Source organism: Athalassotoga sp. (assembly GCF_049965695.1).
In the GTDB taxonomy this organism is placed as follows: Bacteria; Thermotogota; Thermotogae; order Mesoaciditogales; family Mesoaciditogaceae; genus Athalassotoga.
In genome coordinates, this window is record NZ_JBMFWB010000015.1 from 33,967 (window position 1) to 53,481 (window position 19,515).

The 19,515-nt window shown below is 39.8% G+C and carries 18 protein-coding genes; 11 read left to right on the top strand and 7 right to left on the bottom strand.

Annotated features, from left to right (window positions below; all coding sequences use genetic code 11):
- Positions 1-39: 39 nt before the first annotated feature.
- Positions 40-897, bottom strand: a complete 858-nt coding sequence (locus ACP5NR_RS06110) for an aminotransferase class IV (RefSeq protein ID WP_428006120.1) — start codon at positions 895-897, stop codon at positions 40-42.
- A 155-nt stretch (positions 898-1,052) separates the two neighbouring features.
- Here ACP5NR_RS06110 and ACP5NR_RS06115 point away from each other — a divergent pair, with 155 nt between their 5' ends.
- The 4 genes from ACP5NR_RS06115 to ACP5NR_RS06130 are packed head-to-tail and all read left to right on the top strand — an operon-like array spanning position 1,053 to position 5,080.
- Complete coding sequence (locus tag ACP5NR_RS06115; RefSeq protein WP_428004982.1) at positions 1,053-2,318, top strand: ABC transporter substrate-binding protein; 1,266 nt, start codon at positions 1,053-1,055, stop codon at positions 2,316-2,318.
- Positions 2,282-3,208, top strand: a complete 927-nt coding sequence (locus ACP5NR_RS06120; RefSeq protein WP_428006121.1) for a carbohydrate ABC transporter permease — start codon at positions 2,282-2,284, stop codon at positions 3,206-3,208. The genes ACP5NR_RS06115 and ACP5NR_RS06120 overlap by 37 nt, the downstream gene beginning before the upstream one ends.
- Complete coding sequence (locus tag ACP5NR_RS06125) at positions 3,208-4,038, top strand: carbohydrate ABC transporter permease (protein WP_428004984.1); 831 nt, start codon at positions 3,208-3,210, stop codon at positions 4,036-4,038. Before ACP5NR_RS06120 ends, ACP5NR_RS06125 begins: the two co-directional genes overlap by 1 nt.
- Before the next feature lie 10 nt (positions 4,039-4,048).
- Positions 4,049-5,080 carry an L-Ala-D/L-Glu epimerase gene (locus ACP5NR_RS06130; RefSeq protein WP_428004985.1) on the top strand — a complete coding sequence of 344 codons (1,032 nt, stop codon included), beginning with the start codon at positions 4,049-4,051 and terminating at the stop codon, positions 5,078-5,080.
- Between the two features lie 47 nt (positions 5,081-5,127).
- On the opposite strand, the gene ACP5NR_RS06135 is transcribed toward ACP5NR_RS06130, so the two are convergent.
- The 5 genes from ACP5NR_RS06135 to ACP5NR_RS06155 are packed head-to-tail and all read right to left on the bottom strand — an operon-like array spanning position 5,128 to position 11,219.
- Positions 5,128-5,868 carry a sulfite exporter TauE/SafE family protein gene (locus tag ACP5NR_RS06135; protein WP_428004986.1) on the bottom strand — a complete coding sequence of 247 codons (741 nt, stop codon included), beginning with the start codon at positions 5,866-5,868 and terminating at the stop codon, positions 5,128-5,130.
- A gap of 14 nt (positions 5,869-5,882) precedes the next feature.
- Positions 5,883-7,997 (bottom strand): replication restart helicase PriA, encoded by a 2,115-nt coding sequence (priA, locus tag ACP5NR_RS06140; protein WP_428004987.1) that lies wholly within the window; start codon positions 7,995-7,997, stop codon positions 5,883-5,885.
- Positions 7,994-8,794, bottom strand: a complete 801-nt coding sequence (locus ACP5NR_RS06145; RefSeq protein WP_428004988.1) for a type I phosphomannose isomerase catalytic subunit — start codon at positions 8,792-8,794, stop codon at positions 7,994-7,996. Before ACP5NR_RS06145 ends, priA begins: the two co-directional genes overlap by 4 nt.
- On the bottom strand, positions 8,795-9,943 hold the full coding sequence (locus ACP5NR_RS06150; protein WP_428004989.1) for an ABC transporter permease: 1,149 nt from the start codon (positions 9,941-9,943) through the stop codon (positions 8,795-8,797).
- A gap of 1 nt (position 9,944) precedes the next feature.
- Entirely contained in the window at positions 9,945-11,219 is a 1,275-nt protein-coding gene (locus tag ACP5NR_RS06155) for an alpha-amylase family glycosyl hydrolase (protein WP_428004990.1), read from the bottom strand.
- 67 nt (positions 11,220-11,286) lie between these two features.
- On the opposite strand from ACP5NR_RS06155, the gene queA reads away from it, so the two are divergent.
- From queA to ACP5NR_RS06175, 4 genes are read left to right on the top strand one after another with little or no spacing between them, the layout of a single operon-like run.
- Positions 11,287-12,273 carry a tRNA preQ1(34) S-adenosylmethionine ribosyltransferase-isomerase QueA gene (queA, locus tag ACP5NR_RS06160; protein ID WP_428004991.1) on the top strand — a complete coding sequence of 329 codons (987 nt, stop codon included), beginning with the start codon at positions 11,287-11,289 and terminating at the stop codon, positions 12,271-12,273.
- Between the two features lies 1 nt (position 12,274).
- Positions 12,275-12,928, top strand: coding sequence for a RadC family protein (gene radC, locus ACP5NR_RS06165; protein ID WP_428004997.1), 654 nt, complete (start codon positions 12,275-12,277; stop codon positions 12,926-12,928).
- An 18-nt stretch (positions 12,929-12,946) separates the two neighbouring features.
- On the top strand, positions 12,947-14,353 hold the full coding sequence (locus ACP5NR_RS06170; protein WP_428004992.1) for a pyruvate carboxylase subunit B: 1,407 nt from the start codon (positions 12,947-12,949) through the stop codon (positions 14,351-14,353).
- Between the two features lies 1 nt (position 14,354).
- A complete protein-coding gene (locus ACP5NR_RS06175; RefSeq protein ID WP_428004993.1) occupies positions 14,355-14,903 on the top strand; it encodes a macro domain-containing protein in 549 nt (182 codons plus the stop codon).
- Between the two features lie 38 nt (positions 14,904-14,941).
- On the opposite strand, the gene ACP5NR_RS06180 is transcribed toward ACP5NR_RS06175, so the two are convergent.
- Positions 14,942-15,139 (bottom strand): cold-shock protein, encoded by a 198-nt coding sequence (locus ACP5NR_RS06180; protein ID WP_428004994.1) that lies wholly within the window; start codon positions 15,137-15,139, stop codon positions 14,942-14,944.
- Positions 15,140-15,736: 597 nt separating this feature from the next.
- Here ACP5NR_RS06180 and murQ point away from each other — a divergent pair.
- Genes murQ through ACP5NR_RS06195 form a run of 3 tightly spaced genes read left to right on the top strand, consistent with a single transcriptional unit; the run spans position 15,737 to position 19,482 of the window.
- Positions 15,737-16,645, top strand: coding sequence for an N-acetylmuramic acid 6-phosphate etherase (gene murQ, locus ACP5NR_RS06185; RefSeq protein WP_428006122.1), 909 nt, complete (start codon positions 15,737-15,739; stop codon positions 16,643-16,645).
- 39 nt (positions 16,646-16,684) lie between these two features.
- A complete protein-coding gene (locus ACP5NR_RS06190; RefSeq protein ID WP_428006123.1) occupies positions 16,685-18,457 on the top strand; it encodes an ABC transporter substrate-binding protein in 1,773 nt (590 codons plus the stop codon).
- Positions 18,458-18,510: 53 nt separating this feature from the next.
- Entirely contained in the window at positions 18,511-19,482 is a 972-nt protein-coding gene (locus tag ACP5NR_RS06195; RefSeq protein ID WP_428006124.1) for an ABC transporter permease, read from the top strand.
- Positions 19,483-19,515 lie beyond the last annotated feature (33 nt).

Below are 19,515 nucleotides of genomic sequence, written 5' to 3' on the forward strand. Positions count from 1 at the left end.
TCAGATTACGCGTTAGAGATGAAAAACACCCTGTAAAAATTACTTTACGCTCAGATGTGAAGCACAGAGATCCATGAATGCAACGTCAAGTTTTTTGGCGATCTCGCCTTTTTTGAATTCAAAATTTTCAACTTTGACGATCGGTAGCACTCTCGAAAGTGTACTTAAAAGTATAACTTCTTTCATTTTCAGTAATTCATCGATATAAACACGACGCTCTTCGACTTCGATATCCATTTCTTTTGCCAGCCAAAGCACCTTTATTCTTGTAATTCCAGGAAGAATATTTTCTATTTTTGGTGCGATTATCTTTTCTCCATCAAAAAAGATGTAAGAAGAACTTGCGCCTTCCGTTACGTATTTGCCACCTTCATCCGTTCGAAACATCAAAGCCTCATAAGCGCCTCTTGACCTCACGTATTTTTTGGCAATTACGTTCGGTAGCAAATCGGTGGTTTTATGCTCGCAGAAATTATGACGTAAATCGGGATGCAGCAAAACTCTGGCACCGACTTGCCATATTTCTGGATTCATTTTTCTTACAGGTTGAACTATCTCAACGAAGGTAGGTTCATAATCATCTTCAAAGACATGATCTCTTATGATGTCGACACCGCGCGTGAGTTGAAGGTAAAGTTCACCTTCTTTTAAATCATTCATGGCGGATAACTTCTGACCTACTTCAAATATTTCTTCCAAATCGTAAGGAAATTTTATTCCGAAAAATTTAGCGCTTTTTTTCATGCGTTCTATGTGATCTTCCAAGAAAATGAAATTCCCATTCTGCAGTTTTATAACATCGTAAAGCCCATCTCCAAATACCATTCCCCTATCAAACACCTTGATCGCCGGCGATTTAGAATCAAGGATCTTTCCGTTCACAAAGATGTACAACACACCTCATCTCCTTTGATAAATATCAAGATGTATTTTATCATTCAAATGTTGCGTTAAAATGATCTAATTGGTTATGTTCAATCCACATTGGTATACCTTGCATTTTATGATATGATCAAATAGAATCACATTTCAAAGGTAGAGGGGTGATTTTTGTGAAAAAAGGTGTGATTGTAGCCATTGGAATTCTTCTGATGGCAATCTTTGCTTTTTCGGCTCCGAAAATCGTACTTAACATGGTTCAGGTCTTTACAAGCCCATCGAGAACAGAGATACTGCAAAACATAATCGACCAGTTTGAAGCACTCCATCCGGATGTCCAGATAAACCTGATATCCCCACCATACTCTACGGCATACCAGAAAATCTATCTCATGCTCAGTACAAACCAGCCACTTGACATCGTAGAGGTCGGAGATTGGTCTTTGGAAGGTGTCGTTGAACTCGGAAAACTAATTAACCTTCAACCTTACATCGCAACATGGGATGCTTCAAAGGACATAGTACCGGGGTTGATGCAGGCCGTCAGCGTGACGGGTGGCATTCCTTACATAATTCCAAATGGAGTTTACGCAAAAGCCCTGTTTTACAGGCCCGATATCCTTGCAAAGTACGGAATAACAACGCCTCCGAAAACCATGGATGAACTTTACGCCGATTCTCTGAAAATAACGGATTCCAAAAAGAATCAGTACGGATTCGATTTCAGAGGTACCGGTCTTCCGACGAATTTCATAGACATAATAACGACATCCTACATAAACGATATAGATCCTAACAACATGTACAAACTCACAAATGGACAAATTTGGTTTAAAGATCCTCGGGCACTTGAAGGATTGAAAAAGTACGTAGACTTTTACAAATACACGGCCCCGAAAGACTCGATAAATTGGGGTTTTGATGAACAGATCAACGCATTCGTGGCAGGTACGACACCGTTTTTGTTTCAGGATCCTGATACAACGGGCCTTTTAAGCACAATGCTTAAGGCAGATCAATGGATGACCGCTCCACTGCCTATTGGACCATCCGGTAAGGTATATCCAAGTTATGGTTTTGGGGGATGGGGAATAACGACATATTCTAAAAACAAAGATATGGCATGGGAATTCATAAAATTCTTCACGACTCCAAAGATATCTGCCTACTTTTGCAAAGATTACGGAGCCCTTCCGGTTTTGAAATCCGTCTATGACTCGGATCCTTATTTCAGTCAGGGCGTATTCAAAGCATGGCAGTACATGTTTGAACACCCGGAAACTTACGTTTTTACCTCTTATCCTCTCAACAACAAGAAATGGACAGAATGGAATGAGTACCAGCAAGATACGATGCAACAGGTCTTGCTCGGTAACATGACTCCTCAAGAGGCACTTAACAAATGGTACGACTTTTGGAAAGACGCGTTCTCCATGTGAAGGGAGGGGCAAAATCTGCCCCTCTTTTCATTTTCTGGATGATCCTGCCTGTAATTTTGATCATATCGATCTTCACATTTTATCCCACCGTCAACGGGATCATCCTTGCTTTTGAAAATTATTCGGTTTTCAATTTTTCAAATATCCATTTTGTCGGTCTGAAAAATTTCAACAAAATACTCTCAGATCCGCTTTTTTGGACTGCCTTATGGAATACTTTATGGTGGATTGTGTTATCCGTGGTCTTTCAGTTTGTGTTAGGCTTTGGCCTTGCGCTTTTGATGAGAGATCCATTTAAAGGGCGCGGTATTTACGCCGGGCTTGTCTTTTATCCGTGGGCATTGTCCGGTTTTGCCATAGGTATATTGTGGTCATGGCTTTTGAACGCGCAATTTGGATTTATAAACGATATTTTGATGAAACTCCACATCATATCTCAGGGAATAAATTTTTTATCCGATCCGTCGTGGGCTTTCTTTTCTGTCATAATGGTTAACATATGGTACGGAATTCCGTTCTTTGCCATAATGCTTCTTGCGGCACTTCAGTCAATTCCCGAAGAACTTTACGAATCGGCACAAATAGACGGAGCGGGAGTTTTTTCGAGATTTTTTCACGTTACGATTCCATACGTCAGTTCAACCATATTCGCGACTTTGCTTTTAAGAGTGATATGGGTCATGAATTTTCCGGATGTGATATACGGTATGACACGCGGCGGGCCGGGTGGAACTACCAACATACTTGCAACTTACATGATAAACATAGTCTACTACAAGAACGATTACAGCCTCGCATCGGCCGTTGGAGTTTTCATAATCACGATTCTCATGGTTTATTCTGTCTTCTATCTGCAATTCACATCAAAGCACGGATCGGGTGAATTTTGATGATAAAATCAAAAAAGTACAAAATATTCAGGGCAACAATGCTTTCAATTTACCTTATCGCAGCCGTTATTCCAATTTACTGGATAATTTTAACTTCCTTCAAAGTTCCGTCAGACCTTTATGCTTACCCGATAATTTATTTTCCAAAAGTTTTGACACTTTCGAATTACTCTTATCTTTTCAGTTTTGCGCATTTTCTGACGTATTTTAAAAACAGCCTTTTGCTTTCGTCTATTTCATCCGTCATATCCACTGTAATTTCGATATTCAGCGGCTATGTACTTGCAAGATACCAGTTCAAACTTAAAAACTTCGTCATAGGTTTGCTGTTTTTTTCTCAGATGATACCGGCATATCTTTTGATGGTTCCGCAGTACTCGATGTTCTCACAATTGAACCTCATAAACAGTCTTATCGGCCTTGGAATTCTTTACGTCAACATAGCGGCCGCTTTCAGCACTATAATGGCACGGGGATTCTTTGTCAGAATTCCAAGAAGTCTCGAAGAGGCCGCGATGATCGACGGATGTTCCAAAATCGGTGCACTTTTTAGAATAACCGTTCCGCTTGCGATGCCCGGTATTGCGGCAATCTTCAGTTTTTCATTCATAAATGACTGGAACGAACTTTTCACCGCCGCTTTGTTTTTGAACTCGGATGATAAATACACGATACCTGTCGCACTTTATTCGTTCATCTCAAAGGCGGGCATACAGTGGGGAGTTTTGAGCGCGGGACTTGTTGTGGCTTTGATACCGACGATAATCGTCTTTGCCTTCATGCAAAGGTTCATAATATCGGGCCTCACGCAAGGGGCCTTGAAAGAATAGGAGAGAGGATATGAAAATATCAGATGTGAAATTTGAGGTTAAAAGGTATGAATATCACGAAACCTTCCACATAACCGGAAGTTCAAGAAATATAGCCGAGAACATAGAGATAAAACTTTTGCTTGACGATGGAACGATAGGTATGGGTGAGGCCTCACCATCTTACAGGGTTAACGGAGAGATTGTTTCATCACTTGTCGCACTTGAATCAAATGTAAAAGAGATGGTAAGGGGATTAGATGTCAGAGATTACGCCAAAATTTTCAAAGTAATGGATGGACTTTCAAAATCCGCTCCGAGCATCAAAGCAGCCATTCAATATGCCAGTTTGGACGCACTTTCCAATTCAATCGGTCTTCCTGTTTACAGGATACTCGGAGGATCAAAGGATACAATTGAAACTGACAAAACCGTCTCGATAGATGTTTTAGAGAAGATGGTCCAAAAGTCGATTGAAACGTTTTCTCAGGGATTTCATGTGCTCAAGATAAAAGTCGGCGAGAACCTAAAAGAAGATATGGACAAAATCTTAGCCATATCGGATGCGACCAAAGGTGCCGAATACGTCGTCGATGCGAATCAGGGATATTCTCCAAAAGAGGCCATACAATTTGCCAGATTCGTTTACGATAACGTGATAAACGTGAAAATATTCGAACAGCCTGTGATCTGGAATGATTTTGAAGGGTTAAAATTAGTAAGGCATGAATCTCCGATTCCCGTTGCGGCGGATGAAAGCGCAAGGACGAAATATGACGCTTACAACTTGATGAAAAACGATTGCGTGGATTTCATAAACATAAAATTGATGAAGTCTGGCGTATCGGATGCGCTTGCCATAATCGAGATGGCAAAAACCGCCAATGTAGGTCTTATGATAGGATGTATGTCAGAGTCAAGCCTTGGAATAACTCAAAGCGTTCACATAGCCGCCGGAACCGGGGCATTTGTGCATTGCGATCTTGACTCCCACATGCTTATCAAAGAAGACAAATTCAGGGGAAAATTCGTTCAAAATGGATCTAAGATAAATTTACTCTAAGTTTTAGCACGTAGCGGGTGGCGCGTTGAAAAAATGAGTTTGGTTATTTAAATGAAAAAATTTATAACGCTTACGACAACGGCCGCAAAGAGGACATATCTTATCCATTTCATTTTCTTCAGAAGTGTGAATTTTGTACCAAAGTAGGCTCCCGTCATGCTTCCCAAAGAAAGGGTTATGCCTATTGGCCAGTTTACCATGCCTTTTGAAACAAAAATGGCAAGAGAAAAGACGGTGTAAGCCGCTATGACGAGTACTTTTATGGCGTTTGTTTTGACTATGTCGAATCCGCCAAGAAAAGTAAGTGCCGCTATGAAGAAAAACCCGACGCCTGCTTGCAAAAAGCCACCATAAAAGCCTATTGCGAAGATCGCGACGTATGACATCCACTTTAACTTTTTAGGTATATTCGACCCGCTCTCCCATACCTTTGGCTCGAAAACTATGAATAAACCCATTATTATAAGGATAACGCCGATTACCTTTTTCAAAACATCCTGATTGATACTCACAACGACAAAAGTGCCCGCTATTGCACCTATGGAGGCTATTATCGCAAAGGGCAAAGCAGTTCGAAAAATGTGAATTTTTCCCTTCCTAAACTGGTAAGTAGAGACTATATTTTGGAGAAGAATGGAAACTCTATTTGTACCGTTAGCAGCCCCCACGCTTAATCCCAGAAAAGTCAACAACGGAAGGGTGAGCACTGACCCGCCGCCGCCTATGACATTCATAAAACCGGTCAACACACCAACCGCATAAGTTAGAATGTAGAGTAATATTTCCAAGGATTATCCTCCCATTAAAAAGAGTATGGTTGAACATCTATTTTTAAAACGTTCAAAGGATCGAAACCAAGCAATTCTGTTTTAACATTTAAAGACAGAAAATCAATTGATTTGTCAAGATCATCGCATTTCAAAAGAATTTGATACCTGTATTTCGACATCAATTTGAAAATCGGTGATTCTGCAGGCCCCAAAATTTCAAAAGGTCCCTGCGATATGACATCTTTCACTTTCTGAGCATTTTTCAGGGCTTCTTGGGGCGATTTGTCTTCAACCGTTATCAGTATGAGTTCTTTAAAAGGAGGGTATCCGGCCATCTTTCTTCTATCTATTTCAGCACGGTAAAAAGCATCATAATTTTGATCCATAATTGCCTTTATGATTGGATTTTCCGGTTCCATAGTCTGGATAACAACCTCTCCCTTTACGCCTCTGCCAGCTCTTCCGCTGACCTGAGAGAGCAACTGAAAGGTACGTTCATTTGCCCTGAAGTCAGGCATTCCAAGTGAATGATCTGCGTCTATGACTCCGACAAGACCTATATTTGGAAAATCAAGTCCTTTGGTTATCATCTTTGTTCCGACGACTATATCGAATTCCATTTTTGCTATTCCCTCAAGAGTCTCTTCTACCGATGCGATGTCTTTGACCTCTTCTCTGTCCATCCTTTTTATTCTGAGGGCTGGGAAAATTTTGCCGATTTCACGCTCAACGCGTTCTGTTCCTATCCCCCCCTTTTTAAGGTTTGAAGATCCACAAACAGGGCATATCGTCGGCACCGGTTCTGTATGACCACAATAATGACATTTGAGCACGCCGTCTATTTTGTGATAAACCATAGGCACATCACAATCGGGACACTTGAAAATGTAGCCACAATTGGCACATTGAATTCGACTTGCAAACCCTTTTTTAGGAACAAACAAGAAAGTTTGATTTCCGTTTTTTGAATTTTCTTCGATTTTGTTTATCAAGACATTTGAGAAAATCTGACTTCTCGATTCTTTCATGTCCACTATTTTTATATCTGGAATTTCCCCCACAGATCTTTCTTCTATCCTGTTGATTTCAATTTCTCCGTTAATCGCCTTGTGATACGTTTCGATCCTCGGCGTTGCGGAGGATAGGATGAAAATTGCCCCTTCGAGTTCCGATCTTCTTTGCGCCACATCGACGGCGTTGTAATAAGGTCTCATCGCATACTGCTTGTAAGATTCATCCTGCTCTTCGTCAACAACTATGAGACCTATGTTTTTCATGGGCACCCAAACGGCACTGCGTGTCCCAAGCAGAAGATCGACATTTCCACTTACGACATCGTCCCATTCGGTTTTTCTTGATGCGCCGAGGGCACTGTGATACATTCCTATTTTTATCTCCGGAAATCTTCTTCTTATCCTCATCATAAGTTGAGGAGTTAGTATGATCTCGGGAACCAGTATCAAGACACGCTTTCCGGATTTGATAACATGACTTGCTATTTCGAAATATATCTCTGTTTTGCCGGATCCGGTTATTCCGTTTATCAAATGGGGTATCGAAGGTTTTGAAAGTATGTTTTCAACGATTTGGTTTTGAACAGCGCTGAGTTTCACGTTTTGCCGTTTGCTTATGAAGTCCGTGATTGCCAGAATATCTTTTTTAAGCAAAGATTGAATTGATGCCTTTGAAAAATTTTTTAAAGCGTAAGCATATTCCATTGGACCATTCTCAAGCAACAATTCAACGATTTTCGTCTCGTTTTTATCGAATTGCAATTTAAAGATATCTGAAACGGAAACTTTGAGGGAAAGATATTTCCCGGCACTTTCTTTTTTCAACGTTTTTCCTTTGAATTTAAAAGGAGGAAAGCAAAGATCTAAAATTTCACCGATAGGGGTCATGTACTTAAAAGATGATTCTTTGGCAATCGTCATCATCTTTTCATCTATGAAAGATGTCTTGTCGATGATCTCGGTAATACCCTTAACTTTGAATACCGGCTGATTAACTTTTTCAAGCACGTATCCAATATGTTTGTTGTTCCTTATATCCACGATAACGCGTGTGCCCGGCGTTATTTCACCGTCGAAAGCGTAGATCAAAGATTGGATCGGGTATCTCGATATCGCGACGGAAAAATAATTCATGGCAGTGTCATTTTAAAGGTCATGCCGTTAGAAAGAAAGTCTCCGCCGTCGTTCGAAATGTAAGCCGTCGGTACTTTGAAATTTTTATTTCCAAAAACGGAATTCAAAGAAAGGTAAACACTCTTAGGATCGGCAAATGTAACGTTGTTCAAAAGTTCAACTTTGAAGTGCGATGTTTCGAGTTTGTTGAAAACAAAAGGTTCGGCAGTTATTTCTTTGGCACACGCCATGGCCTCATCAAAATGCGTTTTCCTTCCTCTGTTCCAATCATAAAATCTGTAAGTCACATCGGAAGTCATTTGGAATTCGTAAAGTTCTATCTCAGGCCCTATGGCATGGACCGTTCCGGGGTTTATGAACATGCCTTCTCCGGACTTCACGTTTGCAAAGTTAAGCAATGAATCCCACTGTCGATCTCCATTTTTTAATTTTTCAAGGGCACCTTTTTTGAGACCGTTGACAAGAGTTCCACCCTTGACGAAATACCACATCTCGGGTTTGCCCCAGGGTTCTCCTATTTTTTTTGCGGCATCGTCGTCCGGATGAACCTGAACGGAAAGCCATTCTTTTGTTTTTATATGCTTTATAAGGAAAGGAAAACGATCAAATTTCCATATTTTCAAAATGTCTTCCCATCCAAATCGTTCACCTTTATCATCCAAGATCATCGTTTTTCTTTCAGGATGACCGGAGCACAACCACACCTCGCCTATTTCTCCGTCAACACCGTAAAGTTTTCCGAGACTTTCGTCTCCCCAAATCTCTTCGACAAATTCAGGACGACATCTTAATATCATTCAAACCTCCTCTAATTTCTCTATCCTCGAAAATACCATCAAGGCTATGAAAATCGCCACGGCCGCGTATATCAAAAGAGGTATGATATCTGTCAATATCTGCGAAATCTGGTAATTCAATATGTTAACCCTCTGCATTGCGTCTGCCATAAATGTTAAAGGAAAGAATTTTGAAATTATCTGGGCTACATGGGGCATCTGATCGATAGGCATGAAAAGTCCGCTTACAAAAATTGTAGGTACCACGTAGCCTATTATTATCGCGCTTGATATCTTTTGATTGGGAGAAAGCGTTGATATTATGATACCGAAACTTGCAAAGGCAAAACTTCCGAGTGCAAGTATCAAAAGCGTTCTCAACGGTGCGTTAAAGCCACTGCCAAAGTAAATCTGTGCCGTCAGCAGAGCAATTGCACCCTTTATAACGCCATCCATCGTGTAAGCAAGCGTCTTTCCACTTAAATAAAGAGACCTGTTCACGTTGCTTACGATGATCCCGTTCAAAATTCCATGTTCTCTTTCGTAAGATACTGAAGTTGAAAGAGTTATCGCTATACTTGCCATCGCGATAAGAGCGGCAATGCCGGGTATCATGAAATCTATGTAGTTCAAATTTGCGCCTGACGGTCCTTCAAAAGAAAGTTGCGGAGGGCCTATCGGTATTTTAGCGTTGGGTTTCTTGTAAAGTTCAAGTATGTTGTAAATCATGACGCCGTTACTTACTTCGGAAAGAATAGATCGCAATGCTTGATATATCACCACGGATGTTTGAATATTCGCGGTTGACGGCATGAAATTCAAAGAAAAATTGTTTGAATTTTCGACATTTTTTGAAAATCCCGTCGGTATGACGATGGCTCCGTCAAAAGTTCCATCGTTAAGACCTTTTGTGAGTTCCGCGTAACTGCTGACAGATTTAAAACTGTCTCCTTTAAGCATGCCGTAAACAAGAGAAAGAATGACCTTTGAATATTCTCCGGTATCTTCGTTGTAAACGGCTACCCTGTAATTTTGGGGATTTATCATACTTGGAAAGATATAGCCGAGAATAAGCATGAGCGCTATTGGAACGACTATCGTTAAAAATATCATGCTTTTAGATCTGTAAATCATTTTCAGTTCATTCAAAAAAGATCTGAGTATATCCATGTCAAATACCTTCTTTGTAAGCCGATATCAAAATGTAATCGTCAAGATCAAATGTGGCTTTTCCATTTTTGTCTACATAAAAAGTATATGGTATTTTTTTTACATGGTCAAAAGCGTGAATGTAAGTGTTCGAAAAGATACCATCAAAATCGACCGTTATTTTTACCGCTCCTTCATCAAAGTTTCCTATGTAAAGCACCAAAGTTCCGTCTGCCCTTCTTAAAATGGAAATGGCCGAGGCGTAGTGATCTGTCTTTAGCACGTTTATCGTTCCGTAAGATAAAGATGGCGTTGTTTTTTTGAGTTCTATCGTTTCTCTCATGAAATTCTGAAAATCAGCGTCACCATTTGAAAAATCGAAATGAAATTCGTTGAAAATATCCGGTCTCTCTTTGATCGCGAACTCCTGGCCGTTGTAAAGCAAAGTTGCGCCCTTTTGAGCCATCAAAAGGGTCGTCCATGCACGCAATTTGTCCTGCGAGACATATTTTGCGATACGTTCCTGATCGTGATTTTCTAAAAACCTTAATTTTATATGATCGTCGAAAATCTGCTTTTGATATTCGAAATTAGCGGCATAATTTGAAAGGGAATTATTTCCGTTGAAATAAGCCTTTAGAATGTCGTAACTATCGTAATCGTAAGTTATGTCAAATGCCTGATAAAGGTAAGGATCCTTTGACTCGGACAGCCATATTAAATTCTTTAAACCGGAAAGTTCCGATCTTGCCCTGTTCCAAAATGCCACCGGTACAAGGCCGGCCACATCACATCTGAATCCATCGATATCGTATGTTTTTACCCAGAATTTCAAGGTATCTATAAGATACGCCGAAAGATCGGCATTTGAAAAATCGAAATCTATCACATCAGACCAATCTGCAACCTTCCTTGTCGGATTGCCATTTCCATCTCTCATGAACCATTCGGGATGAATAGATGCCAAAACGGAATCTGTTGCCATATGGTTGAAAACCACATCCATCATGGCTTTCATTCCAAGATCGTGAATTGATCTTACAAGATGTTTGAAATCTTCATCACCGCCAAGAGACGGATCTAACGTTCTGTAATCCCTTATCGCGTAAGGTGAACCAAGTGTACCCTTTCTATTCTTAACACCCGTCGGATGGACGGGCATAAACCACACGATATCAACGCCTAAATCTTTTATTCTTTCGAGATCTTTCTCAACGTTTGAAAAACCTCCGTAAGCCCTTGCAAAAACTTCGTATATAACGACTTTCTCAAGATCCCTGGATGTATTCAGTGCCAACAGTTTAACCTCCATTTGATGTTATAATCTGATACAGAATATATTTTACCACAGGAGGCATTATCAATTGAGATTAGAAGACTTCGATTATTATCTTCCAAAATCGGCAATAGCCCAAAATCCTGTAACGCCCAGAGATCACGCAAAACTCATGGTCATACATAGAGACACCCGTAAAATAGAACACAGGATCTTTTACAACATAACTGACTATTTAAATCACGACGATCTTTTAATTGTCAACGAGACCAAAGTTATACATGCAAGGTTAATAGGCCATAAAACAACCGGCGCAAAAGTTGAGGTTTTTTTGCTGAAAAAAATAGAAGACAAAATCTGGCAAACACTTGTAAAGCCCGGCGGCAAGATAAAAGTCGGTACCGAGATCATTTTCAACGGTGCAAAAGGAAAATGCATAGAGCATTTGGATGATGGGACAAGATATTTTCAATTCGATGTCGAAGATGACGAACTTGAAAAGATCGGTGAAATTCCACTTCCGCCTTACATAACGAAAACAACGTCTGATCCATCCGAATATCAGACGGTTTACGCAAAAGATCCGGCATCCGTTGCTGCCCCGACGGCAGGACTTCACTTCACAGAAGAATTGCTTGAAAAAATATCTGCAATGGGTGTTAAAATATTAAAGATAACACTTGATGTCGGCCTTGATACTTTCAGGCCGATAGAAACAGATGAAGTTGAGGCTCACAAGATGCACACGGAATTTTACAGAATTCCGCCGGAAGTGGCCAGCGAAATAGTTAACAAAAAAGGCAGGGTTTTCGCGGTTGGCACAACCGTCGTCAGAACACTTGAATCGTGGGCTAAAACCGGAAATCTTTACGGTAACACGTCTCTTTACATATACCCGCCTTACGAATTCAAAGTCGTAGATGCGATGATAACCAATTTTCACATTCCCAAATCGTCTTTGATAGTGCTTGTTTCGGCATTTGCAGGGAGGGATCTCGTGATGGAAGCGTACAAATTAGCACTTGAAAACGAATACAGGTTTTTCTCCTTCGGGGACGCCTGCCTCTTTATTTGATATGGAAAAGCCAAGAGAGCGGGCGATAGAAAGGGGAATAGAATCGCTTAGCGACGCTGAACTTGTGGCGATTCTTTTGAGAACCGGCACAAAAGGCAAATACGTCGTTGAAGTTGCAGAAGAAATCATGAACAAATTCGAAGGTTCTTTTGTTAAGATGAAAAATGCACCAATCGAAGAACTGCGCGATGTTTCTTGCGGAATAGGCAAAACAAAAGCGCTGACGATTAAAGCCGCACTTGAAATAGGACAGAGAATGTGGAAAGAATCTTTGAAAGAAAAGAAATTTTTAAAATCAGCGGATGATGTCTATGATTTTTGCAAAGATATGACCTTGATGCCTGTTGAATATGTCAGAGTCATAGTTGTAAATTCGCAACTTGGCGCCATAGCGGTAAAAGACGTGACCGTTGGAACGGCAAATTCTTCTTTAATCCATCCGAGAGAAATTTTTGGCATAGCCGTTAGATATCCATCTTCCGGTGTTATCGTGGTGCACAATCATCCCTCGGGAAACCCAAAGCCAAGCAAGGAAGATGAAGATGCAACTTACAGGATAAAGGAAGCAGGCGAAATTCTCGGAATAAAATTACTCGATCATGTCGTAGTTGCCACGGATGGCTTTTACAGTTTTTCAAAGTCAGGTAAATTGTAATCTGGTGAGGAGGCTTTTATGAAAGAAATTAATTTTATGGATACAACGCTTCGAGATGCCCACCAATCTCTGCTTGCAACAAGAATGAAGACATCTGAAATGCTTCCTGTTTTGGAAGAAATGGACGAGATAGGTTACTCTGCGTTTGAAATGTGGGGTGGAGCGACTTTTGATTCGTGTTTGAGATATCTCAACGAAGATCCGTGGGAAAGGTTAAAAATCATAAGAAAGCACGTTAAAAACACGAAATTACAGATGCTTCTGAGAGGTCAAAACATTCTCGGATATTCGAATTATCCGGACGATGTGCTTGAACTCTTTATAAGAAAGATGATAGAAGACGGCATAGATGTGGTTAGAATTTTTGATGCCCTAAACGATCCGAGAAATCTCGAAAAGCCGATAGAGTTTGCCAAAAAATACGGTGCGCATGTGCAAGGCGCCATAAGTTACACGGTAAGCCCTGTTCACACGATAGAAAAATACGTCGAGTTTGCAAAAAAGATCGTGGGAATGGGTATAGATTCGATATGCATAAAGGACATGGCAGGCCTTCTGACAGCACCCATGGCACATGCACTCGTAAAAGAATTGAAGAAAAACTTTTCACTTCCCATTGAAGTTCACTCTCATTTCACGAGTGGCCTTGCAGACGCCGCTTACTGGGCGGCAATAGAGGCAGGAGCCGATGTGATAGACACGGCCACAAGTGCTCTTGCTTACGGTACAAGTCAGCCCGCGGCAGAACCTTTCGTAATGGCTTTGAAAGACAGCAAAGAGTTTTCTGTGAATCTTGACATGAACAAAATAAATCATGTCAACGAACATTTCATAAAAGTCAGATCGGCCCATAAAACAGATGATGTTTCCATGACAACGATAGATTCAAGGATCTTTTCGGCGCAGGTACCGGGCGGGATGCTTTCAAACCTTGTAAGTCAACTTAAGGCTCAAAACTCTTTAGACAAATACGATGATGTTATGAAAGAAATTCCACAGGTAAGAGAAGATCTCGGCTTTCCTCCGCTTGTGACACCCACAAGTCAAATTGTTGGTGTTCAGGCAGTTTTGAATGTTTTGAACGGCGAAAGATACAAAATGGTTACCAAAGAAACCAAAAACTACGTTAAAGGCATGTATGGAAAATCTCCGGCGCCGATAAGCGATGAAATTGTAAAGAAAATACTGGGAAATGAAAAACCTATAAATGTAAGACCCGCGGATTTACTTGATCCGGTACTTGGAAAAGCGAAAAAAGAGATAGGAGATCTTGCCCAAAACGACGAAGATTTACTCAGTTACGTTCTGTTTCCGCAGATTGCGAAACCTTTCTTGGAGAAAAAATATATCGCAAAAGTGAAAGTTGATTTTAAAATGTTAGACGAATATACATCTGAGTTTCTAAATCCGATATATCCGGTGTGAAATGTTAAAATTTGAGATCGGTGGAACTAAAATAGAAGTTGAAAAATGCGATATAACAAAAGAAAAAGTTGAAGCCATAGTTAACGCTGCCAATTCGCATCTTTCCCATGGCGGCGGGGTTGCGCTTGCGATATCGAGATCAGGCGGGCCGGATATAGACAAAGAATCACGGGATTACATCTCAAAATACGGTCCTGTTGAAACGGGAAAAGTGGCAGTAACTTCGGGCGGAAAACTCACAGCGCATTTCGTCATTCATGCCGTCGGCCCAATATGGGGCGAAGGAGATGAAGATCGCAAACTATCCGCTGCCTTTGAAAATGCACTTTTAAAAGCAGATGAGATGAAAATCAAAAGCATCGCTTTTCCTGCCATTAGTTCGGGTATATACGGTTTCCCAAAAGACAGATGTGCAAAGATTTTTTATGAAACTTTGAACGCATACTTTTCACGACATCATTCTCAGATAAATTTAGTGAGAATGTGCCTTTATTCGGATGAAGACTTGAAAATTTTTGAATCTGTTTTTAATCCAAACCAATGGGTATAGGAAGGCTGCTTCGCTTTTCACGAAGCAGCCTATAAGTTCTAAGCAGGTTTAACGTTAGATGCTTGTTTTCCCTTTGGGCCTTCCGTAACATCAAAAGTAACCTTTTGATTTTCCTTTAACTCCTTGTATCCCCCCGCTTGAATGGCTGAATAATGAACAAAAATATCAGTGCCATCTTCTGCCGTTATGAACCCAAACCCCTTTTTTGAATCAAACCACTTGACAGTACCTTTCATTCGTGTTGCCTCCTTAAAAATTCTGTGATTTTCTCAAAACCTAAAGTTATTATATCCCTATTTTTACAAAATTCCAAATTGACAAAGCGATCAAATAAAATTCACCTTTTTTAAAGGTTATCATTCTTCAAATATTTGTGCAAGTTTTCGTCGAGCACCCCATTCGGTAACATCCAATCTTCATGGTATTTTCCATTTTCTTCCATTTGATAACGTACACAATTTTCCCAATTACCTTTACAATATTCCTTTATCCAGTGTTCCTCCAAAAGACCTTTTTCATAAAACATCCTCATCGGACAAACGTTGTACCATTTGCATGTTTTCATCTTTTCACCTTTTTAATTTATCCTCGAATAATTTTTAACTCCGGCAGGCATTCTTTCATGTTTCAGTATATCATATTTATGAAATTAAGTTTAAATCGATGATTATCTTTGAAACATCAAGATTTTAGAAGATAAATGTTTATATTCGCCAAATAAAGCCTAAAACCACTTAATATGACATTTGTTCAAGAATGTAAACACATATATAATTTTTACATACTTGTATATATACCATTATAAGTTTATCAAAACAATCCGGAGGTGTATTTTGCCTAAATTTGAAGAAATAGAGGAACTTGAAACCGAAAGATCGAATCCCAAGACTTCAGAAATAGATAAGATGGATTCATTGGAAATCGCAAAAATCATGAACGCAGAAGATAAAACAATAGCCTTGGCGGTGGAAAAAACTTTAGAAAGTATATCTAAACTGGCAGAAAAAATATCATCGGCTATAAAAAATGGGGGCAGATGTGTATATGTCGGAGCCGGTACCTCCGGCCGTGTTGCAATGATAGATGCGGTTGAGACGGTACCGACATTCAATTTACCGGTTGGAACTTTTACAACCATTTTGGCCGGCGGGCCGGAGGCGATGATAAGATCACTGGAAAATGTTGAAGACGATTGGGGAGGTGGTGCGCAGGAGATCTTGAAAAACAATGTTTCTTCCAAAGATGTGGTGATAGGAATTTCGGCAAGTGGAAGGACGCCTTTTGTTATGGGTGCTATTGAAAAGGCAAGACAACTTGGGGCATTAACTGGATCTATATCCAACGTCGGCAACGCTAAATTATCTTCTATGGTTGATATACCGATAGAAGTCATAACCGGTCCTGAAGTTGTAACGGGATCAACAAGGCTAAAGGCCGGGACGGCACAAAAAATGGCTTTGAACATGTTAAGTACAATTTCGATGATAAAACTTGGCAAAGTTTACAAAAATCTGATGGTCGATGTTACTCCCATAAACGAAAAATTAGTCATAAGGGCTATAAACATAATCGTCAGTGCAACTGGCGTTTCCAAGTCAAAGGCCGAAGAATTGTTGAAAGTATCGGGAATGAGACCAAAAGTAGCCATAATAATGGCTTTAACCAATTCTTCCGTAAAAGAAGCGGAGGAGTTGTTAGGGAAAAGTGGTGGAAGTGTGAGAATGGCGATAAGCAAAGTTTAGTTGTATCCCTAATGGGCATTTTAGATTGGAGGGTTGAAAATGAGTAAAAAGTTTTTGGTAATTCTGATGATCCTGTCAGTCCTTTCTTTTATCGTATTTGCAGCCTTACCATCAGATCCTTTTACCGAAGCATCTAATCTTTTTCAAGGGCCGGGGAAATACGGAGGAACTTTGTATTTAGTACTCGGTTCTGAGCCACAATCTTGGAACTATTACGGGACGTTATCATCGGCAGCCTACACTGTTGATGGACAACTTTTTAGTCCTCTTGTTCAGGCCAATCCAATAACCAATGAAGTTGAACCCGCACTGGCATCAAGTTGGGATATATCATCTGGCGGAACAGAAGTCATATTTCATCTTCGCCATGTTTTGTGGTCAGATGGAGTACCATTTACAGCCGATGATGTGCTTTTTACTTTTAATGATGTCGTGATGGACAAAAATGCTCTTGGAAATGAATGGGACGAATATACAATTGGAGGTACTCCTATTAAATGGGTAAAAATTAACAATTACACGGTTGCCGCATTACTTCCAAAACCTTATGGGCCATTTTTTACAGCTTTAGAAAAATCTTATGTTCTTCCAGAACATATACTTGCAAATTATTTGCCGCAATACAATTCAAAAGTCACAGATCCTTCTTATTACAACCAGGCGTGGACTGTAAATACATCGCCAGATCAGATCGTAGGTACAGGACCTTATGTGTTGTATAAATATATTCCTGGGCAAGAAGTAATTTTAAAAAGGAACCCAAATTTCTGGGAAGTAGATCCATACGGAAATCAACTTCCATATTTTAATGAAGTTGATTTTCTGATAGTCAAAGATCCACAAACGCAACTTGCAATGTTCCAATCAGGACAAATAAGTTGGCTTGGAATAGGTGCTTCCCAATTTCCATATCTAAAACAAAAGCAATTGGCAGGAGCTCCCTTTAGCGTCTATAATCTTCAATCGAGCGGGAATGCTACTCCCCACCCATTTATAACCTTCAATTTCGATGATAAAAATCCGAATTTAAAAGCACTTTTCAGAAATTTACAATTTAGAGAAGCTATGGAATACGCCTTAGATAGAAATGAGATAATAAATGAAGTTTATAATGGACTTGCAAATTTTACCGGCGATATACCGGCAGTTCTTCCAGGAAATGTTTTTTACGATCCAGAGGCATCATCACTTGCAAGAAATTTCAATCTTCAAGCGGCAAATGGTATACTTGATTCTCTTGGACTCAAAATGGGACCAAACGGAGTAAGACAATTTCCAGATGGTCAACCTGTTGAATTTACACTTTTAACATGGAATGATAGTCCTACAATGTCTGGAATAGCAGTTATATATCAAAAGGATTTGCAAAAAGTAGGAATAAAATTAAATCTTCAGTTTTTGGAATTTGGTGTTACTGTAAATACTGTTATAGCAGGTAACTTTGATGCATGCTTGTTTAGTTGGGGAGACGCATTAGATCCTGCTATGAGAAGGCCTATATGGAGTCCGGGATATTCTCTTTATGTAAATCACCTTTCCACTATGGATTCAAAAACTCATACACCTTTATTTGATCATATGATGTGGTGGGAAAAGATTGTTTACAATGATTTTGCTGAGGGCCAGGCTCAGATGACACTTGCAGAAAGAGCACAATACTATTATCAATGGGAAGAAATTTATGCAACTGAAATCCCATATATCTTTATCGCTGTTCCAAACACTTTAGTAGCCGTTCAAAATGATATTGGTAACTTCTTTATATCAAATGATCAAATAGCTGCTACTACATATACTACGTATTTGAAGTAAATTTAAAGGGGTGAGATGTTATCTCACCCCTTTATCCAAAAAGAGGTGAGATCGTGCTTTCCTACATAATAAGAAGAATATTGATAATGATTCCAATGATGTTTATAATCTCTGTAATATGCTTCACAATTATAAAATTAGAACCTGGAAGTTTTGTAAGTCAATACATGGATAACCCAAGAGTGTCTCCTCAAACAGTTCAGATGCTTGAACAAACATTAGGTCTTAACAAACCGGCTATAGATCAGTATTTTTACTGGCTTGGAAATATAATTTTCCATGGTAACTTCGGATATTCATTTGCTTATCAAATGCCAGTGGCAAATCTTATATGGCAATACATGGGATGGACAGTAGTGGTTTCTTTACTTTCTATGGCATTTACATGGCTTATTGCAATTCCACTTGGAATTTATTCTGCCCGTCATAGATATGGTGTGGGAGATTACATGGCTACGTTTTTAGGGTATATTGGCATGTCAATACCGGATTTTTTCCTTGCATTGCTTTTGATGTATTTGGCTTTATCTCTTGGAAGCAGATCTGTCGGAGGTCTTTTTTCTGTTCAATACATCGGAGCTCCTTGGTCTACGGCAAAATTCATAGATCTTTCTAAGCATTTGTGGATACCAATGATAGCTATTGGTGCCGGAGGTATTGGAGGGCTTATGAGAATTATGCGTGGTAACATGATGGATGTGTTGAATTCTCCCATGATTCTTTCATTAAGGGCTCGTGGAATAGGTGAGAAGAATGTCACATGGAAACATGCCGTCAAAAATGCAATAAATCCTTTGGTAACAATTGCTGGGATGTCTTTACCCGGAGTTTTTAGTTCAACGATAATCGCCTCCATAGTTTTAAATATACCGACGATGGGTCCGTTTTTCTACAGTGCTCTCCTCAATCATGATCAATATCTTGTTATGGCTTATCTTTTATTGCTTGCCCTACTTCTTCAAATTGGGAATCTACTTGCAGATATAGCACTTGCTTTCGTCGATCCTCGCATAAGGTATACTTGAGGTGAAGTTCATGAAGGAAAAAAATAAAAAGAT

What these genes read in the sequence shown, in the direction of transcription:
- ACP5NR_RS06180 (WP_428004994.1), bottom strand. Translation starts at nt 15,139, where the DNA reads ATGAAAGGTACTGTCAAGTGGTTTGATTCAAAAAAGGGGTTTGGGTTC.
- priA (WP_428004987.1), bottom strand. Translation starts at nt 7,997, where the DNA reads ATGAATTATTTTTCCGTCGCGATATCGAGATACCCGATCCAATCTTTG.
- ACP5NR_RS06130 (WP_428004985.1), top strand. Translation starts at nt 4,049, where the DNA reads ATGAAAATATCAGATGTGAAATTTGAGGTTAAAAGGTATGAATATCAC.
- ACP5NR_RS06175 (WP_428004993.1), top strand. Translation starts at nt 14,355, where the DNA reads ATGTTAAAATTTGAGATCGGTGGAACTAAAATAGAAGTTGAAAAATGC.
- radC (WP_428004997.1), top strand. Translation starts at nt 12,275, where the DNA reads ATGGAAAAGCCAAGAGAGCGGGCGATAGAAAGGGGAATAGAATCGCTT.
- ACP5NR_RS06150 (WP_428004989.1), bottom strand. Translation starts at nt 9,943, where the DNA reads ATGGATATACTCAGATCTTTTTTGAATGAACTGAAAATGATTTACAGA.
- ACP5NR_RS06190 (WP_428006123.1), top strand. Translation starts at nt 16,685, where the DNA reads ATGAGTAAAAAGTTTTTGGTAATTCTGATGATCCTGTCAGTCCTTTCT.
- ACP5NR_RS06145 (WP_428004988.1), bottom strand. Translation starts at nt 8,794, where the DNA reads ATGATATTAAGATGTCGTCCTGAATTTGTCGAAGAGATTTGGGGAGAC.
- ACP5NR_RS06120 (WP_428006121.1), top strand. Translation starts at nt 2,282, where the DNA reads ATGGTACGACTTTTGGAAAGACGCGTTCTCCATGTGAAGGGAGGGGCA.
- ACP5NR_RS06125 (WP_428004984.1), top strand. Translation starts at nt 3,208, where the DNA reads ATGATAAAATCAAAAAAGTACAAAATATTCAGGGCAACAATGCTTTCA.
- ACP5NR_RS06170 (WP_428004992.1), top strand. Translation starts at nt 12,947, where the DNA reads ATGAAAGAAATTAATTTTATGGATACAACGCTTCGAGATGCCCACCAA.